The sequence below is a fragment of the Mucilaginibacter sp. genome (genome assembly GCF_039207105.1).
In the GTDB taxonomy this organism is placed as follows: Bacteria; Bacteroidota; Bacteroidia; order Sphingobacteriales; family Sphingobacteriaceae; genus Mucilaginibacter.
The window spans coordinates 1-5,244 of sequence record NZ_JBCECK010000243.1 but is presented as its reverse complement, the minus strand read 5'-3'; the positions used below and the strand labels follow the sequence as shown (position 1 = coordinate 5,244).

The following is a 5,244-nucleotide window of genomic DNA, read 5'->3' as shown; positions in this document are numbered from 1 at the left end:
AATAATTGGATAGGTGGCTCACATCGGTAAAACCAAACTCGGCGGCAATTTGCCTTAGCGGCAGTTTGTTAGTGGCCAGGCGTATTTCAATAAGCTTGGTGCGGTAGCCATTGATGTAGTCTCGGTAGCTGATCTCAAAATTCCGCTTAAACCACGCGCTAAAATAACTTGGCGCTATATTAAAGTGGGCCGCCACATTTTTAACCTGTGTTTTCTCGGGCGAATAAATATGCTGGTGTATATATGATATTAGCTCTTCCTTGCCCGGCGGGCTGGTGCTCAGTTTGGTATCCAGATCGGTTATTACCTGTTTTATCAAGGCAAAGACAGACAGTATCTGGTAATAAATAAATGGCGAAGCAGCGATATCAGTTGGCTGATCGCAATTCATGATGTTTTCAATGATATTGCGTAAAATGGTTTTGCAGGGTTCCGGAAAAGTAAGCTTAAACTCTTTAAACAGTTTATGCCGCATCATGCCCAAAGGGTTCAGGCTTATGCGTGCGCGGGGCAGCGTTTGGTAATCGGGACTAAAAAACTGGTCAGTAAATTTGATGAGGGTAACCCGCGTTTGTTTCTTCTCTTCCAGGTGGTGCTCATCTTCAGGGCATATTAAAAAAAGGTCGCCAGCTTTGTAGGCAAACTGGTTGTTGTTTAAAAAATGGACACCTGCGCCCCTGTGTACATACAATATTTCATAATAAGTGTGGCTGTGCTGAGGCGCAGGTGTGCCATCCAGATCAAAAGTGCGTATCAGGAGCGGTGAAAATTGCCTTTTTTTCATATTGTAAATTTACAAGTTTATCACCTTAAATTACAACAAAGGCAGGGGTTTGTCATTTTATACTTGCAGCAGTAAAACCCTAATGTTTTATCCGGTTAAATGCCATGACACATTACAACATCATCACCATCCCCCAGCTACCTGCCCAGTTTGTTCAATACTGCGATAACAGCAACTATACCTTATCTGCCAAAAAGAAACATATCATAACCCACATTTTAATGCTTACCGACAATGCTGATATTGACACCATTGCACGCAATATGCGCTTTAACGGTATGAAGGTGAGTGTAAGCAGTATATACCAGGTGCTGCAATGGCTTACGGCTCATGGCTTTGTGAGTAAAATCATTGTTGGTCATAACCAGGTATTTTACAAACCCAACAAGCAAATCATCAACTGATGCTTATGTAATTAATATTTTATTGTCAGTGCTGTTTTTCTCTAAAAAAACTTTCGCTGTTCACCGACGTAATCTGGCAGTTCGCCGATAAAATACTGGTGTACATCTAATTGAAGCAAAACAGGTGTAACGTTTTAAAAATGTACACGTCATATAGGTGTATTTAAAAAATAGGGAATACAATTATTTGACAATCAAAATATTAATAACATGAAAACAAAATTTTTTACCATCATTACTACATTGGTTTTAGTAGGTGGAATAGCAAGCTTTACTTCAGCAAAAACAATAAATAATTACAACAGCGGCTCAACAGTTTTGGCTGATATGAGCAAGATCAATAAGATTGAGATTCGCGGCAATGTTGAACTGTATGTTTCTGCCGGTACAGCCGATCAGGTAAAGGTTTATAACCGCTATTATGCAGAAACCGCTTTGGTGCAAAATCAAAATGGAGTGTTACGCATTACATCATATAAACCCGAAAAATTAGTTGTTTGGGTAACTGCTAACGACCTGCGTGCCATAAGCGCGTATGATAATGCTCAGGTAAAATCATTTGGTAAACTATCTGCCGTTGAGCTGGAAGTTAACCTGCACAACAACGCTACCGCTAAGTTAAATGTAGATGCCTTTAAAGCTAATGTTAACGTGAATGATCGTGCCAAAATTGACCTGGCCGGTACTACAACAGAGTATAGCTTAAACCACGCGTTATCGGCCAGTGTAAATAACAACAACTTTGCAGCAGTTAACTTCACTGATACCTTAACTGATGATGCCGTAAAAACAGAAACCGCTAACGAATTTGCCGGTTTATAAATTCAACTTTTGCAAAAGTTCAACATATATTCTAAAAGGCTATCGCACATTGTGATAGCTTTTTTTATTTTTGATGTTACATCAAACCAATAAACACCTTCACTAAGAAAAATTGATTATGAGAAAAGCAAGTTTAGCCATTGCTGTGTTAGTTGCATGCGCATCCGTAAGTATATGGTCGTCATGTAAGTTTTCCTGCGTTCATGGCTCGGGTAAAGTGATCACAGAGCAACGTAAGGTTACCGAATTTAAAAAGATCGAAATATCGGGCGGGTTCAAAATTCATCTAAAACAGGATAGTTCATTGGCTGTAAACGTAACCGGCGATGATAATTTGCTCAAATACATAACAACTTCGGTTGAAGGTGATAAACTGCTTATTAAATCAAAAAAGAGTACTTGCGATGCGGATAGCATGGTTGTTAGCGTAGGCGTACATAACCTGAATGAGCTCAGGGCATCGGGGGCAGTAGAGGTGTCGTCAGATGGCAAACTGATCCTGGGCGATCTGAATATGCACCTCGCGGGCGCTACCCGGGTTAACCTGGATATGAACGCGGCCAATGTGGTTACCGATGGTAGCGGTGTAAGCGAGCTTAATTTAAAAGGACAGGCGGCATCGCACAAGGTAGAATCAAGCGGGGTGGCCAAGATAAACGCGTTTGATTTTGTGGTTGGCGAGTACACTTTAAACACAGCTGGGGTAGGTAAATGCAAAATCAATGTATTGAAAACTTTGAACGTACACTCCAAAGGCGCGTCCGAAATTGAATATAAAGGTTCGCCTTCTACTGTGAATAACGATAAAATGGGCGCGTCTAAACTGACCAAGGTTGATTAACCCGCCTGCGTTCTATACAAAATATTAATACTTATTAATACCCCTAACCCCGTGAAAAAAGTTTTAAAATATACAGCCTATATAGTTGTTGTACTCATTTTAGTTGTAATAGCCGGCATATCCTATGTCACGTTGGCTTTACCCAATGTAGGCCAGCCAGAAACTATAAAAATAGCCCTTACCCCGCAGCGTGTAGAACGTGGCAGGTATTTAGCCAACAATGTATCGCTTTGTATGGATTGCCATTCGGGCCGCGACTGGAGTAAATTTGCAGGCCCCACGAAAGAAGGTTCGTTAGGTGCAGGTGGCGAAAAATTTGATAGCAATGTTGGTTTTCCCGGCGATGTTAACGTGCCTAATATTACGCCCTACCATTTAAGCGGCTGGACAGACGGCGAACTGTTCAGGACTATTACCACGGGTGTTAAAAAAGATGGCTCGGCCATTTTTCCGCTCATGCCCTGGGAGTCGTACTCCAAAATGAGCAGGGAAGATGTATACTCCATTATTGCCTACCTGCGTACAGTTAAGCCTCAGCAAACAAATTATGCCCCAAGTAAGCTCAACTTTCCTTTAAACATATTGGTACACACCATGCCTAAAAAAGCCACTTTAGGTACTATACCAAACGAGCATGATACACTTAAATACGGGGAATATATGACAACCATTGCCGCATGTAAAGATTGCCATAGCCAGGTTGATCAGGGTAAAATAATTCCCGGTTTGGAATTTGCAGGTGGCCGCGAGTTTAAGATACCAGGCTCGGGCATAACACGGTCGGCCAATATTACTACCGATAAAACAACAGGCATAGGCGGTTGGACAAAAGAGCAATTTGTTGCCAGGTTTAAACAATATTCGGATACAAGCAAAAAGGTGGATGTAAAGCCAGGTGAATTTCAGTCAATTATGCCCTGGTACCAGTACAGCGGCATGAAAACCGGCGACCTGGAAGCCATTTACGCGTACATAAAAACTATGAAGCCGGTAAAAAATTCTGTTGTTAAATTTACCGCTGCAGAAACGCATGATTAAAAATAAATTCGTACTTTTGCGCCTCGAAATTTGTATAGCCCGAACTGGTTTTTGAGCTGCGCTTCGATAGATTAAATTAAAATACCAGGTAAAAAGATGAATATTACACAGGAAAAAGTAGACGCCCTGAACGCAGTTGTTAAAATCAACATTGATCGTGAAGATTACCAGCCACGTGTTGATAAAGCCATAAAAGAAAATGCTAAAAAAGCAAAACTGCCAGGCTTTCGTCCCGGAATGGTACCGGCATCACATATAAAGAAAATGTACGGTAAAAGTATTTTGGTTGACGAGATCAATAACTTATTATCAGATACTTTAAATAAATACATTGACGAGCAACAGTTGCAGGTTTTAGGCCAGCCATTGCCAAAAGTTGATGAGGATAAAGAATACAACTGGGATTTCAACGATAACTTTGAGTTTAACTACGAGTTAGGTTTAGCACCTGAGTTTGAGATCGGCTTTTCATCAACAGATAAAGTAACCCAATATGTAATCAAAGTTGATGACGAAACGCTTGCTTCACGTACTAAAAACATCCGTCGCAGCTATGGCAAAATGACAAATCCTGACGTATCGGCAGATGACGACGTGCTTTATGCTGAATTAGCTCAACTTTCTCCGGATGGTTCTGTTTTTGAGGGTGGCATTACCAATACTGCATCTGTAAGGTTAGATCAAATTAAAGACGAAGCTATTAAAGCTTCCCTGATCGGTCTTAAAAAAGGTGATGTATTAACGTTTGATATTCAGAAAGCTTTTGATAACGACGCACCAAAAGTTGCCGGTTTATTAAAAATTGAAGAAGACGAAGCAGCTGATTTAAAATCAAACTTCCAGTTAACTGTTAAAAATGTTAACCGTTTAGAAGAAAGTGATTTAAACCAGGAGTTCTTTGACAAATTATTTGGTGAAGGTGTAGTAACTACCGAAACTGAATTTACAGCTAAAATTACCGAAGAGCTGGAAACCATGATGGTTCAGGATTCGGAGCGTAAATTACAGGACGATATTTACAAAATTAGTGTTGCCAAGGTTGATTTTAACCTGCCTGATGAGTTTTTGAAACGCTGGTTAAAAGCCACTAACGAAAAACTGACAGAAGAAGAGCTGGAAGGCGGTTACAATGATTTCGCTACAAACCTGAAATGGACTTTGATCGAAAACAAGATCATTAAAGACAACAAAATCGAAATCAAGTACGACGAAGTTTTTGAACTGGCTAAAGTACGTTTAGATCAGCAGTTCAGAATGTACAGCCCGCAGCCTATCCCTGATGAGCAATTAGGCCAGTACACTGTACAATACCTGCAAAACAAAGAGAATGCTAACAAAATATTTGAAGAAGTAAA

Annotated in this window: 6 protein-coding genes; 5 read left to right on the top strand and 1 reads right to left on the bottom strand. The window is 40.4% G+C overall.

What is annotated here, in order from left to right; all coding sequences use genetic code 11:
* On the bottom strand, positions 1 to 784 hold a 784-nt coding region (locus AAGC65_RS24755; RefSeq protein WP_343115143.1), incomplete at its 3' end, for an AraC family transcriptional regulator.
* 104 nt (positions 785 to 888) lie between these two features.
* On the opposite strand from AAGC65_RS24755, the gene AAGC65_RS24750 reads away from it, so the two are divergent.
* The 5 genes from AAGC65_RS24750 to tig form a co-directional block, all read left to right on the top strand.
* On the top strand, positions 889 to 1,188 hold the full coding sequence (locus tag AAGC65_RS24750) for a transcriptional repressor (protein ID WP_343115142.1): 300 nt from the start codon (positions 889 to 891) through the stop codon (positions 1,186 to 1,188).
* A gap of 210 nt (positions 1,189 to 1,398) precedes the next feature.
* Complete coding sequence (locus AAGC65_RS24745; RefSeq protein ID WP_343115141.1) at positions 1,399 to 2,010, top strand: GIN domain-containing protein; 612 nt, start codon at positions 1,399 to 1,401, stop codon at positions 2,008 to 2,010.
* A gap of 118 nt (positions 2,011 to 2,128) precedes the next feature.
* Positions 2,129 to 2,851, top strand: a complete 723-nt coding sequence (locus AAGC65_RS24740) for a head GIN domain-containing protein (protein ID WP_343115140.1) — start codon at positions 2,129 to 2,131, stop codon at positions 2,849 to 2,851.
* A 51-nt stretch (positions 2,852 to 2,902) separates the two neighbouring features.
* A complete protein-coding gene (locus AAGC65_RS24735; protein ID WP_343115139.1) occupies positions 2,903 to 3,889 on the top strand; it encodes a c-type cytochrome in 987 nt (328 codons plus the stop codon).
* A gap of 96 nt (positions 3,890 to 3,985) precedes the next feature.
* A partial coding sequence (gene tig, locus AAGC65_RS24730; protein WP_343115138.1) for a trigger factor occupies positions 3,986 to 5,244 on the top strand: 1,259 nt, incomplete at its 3' end.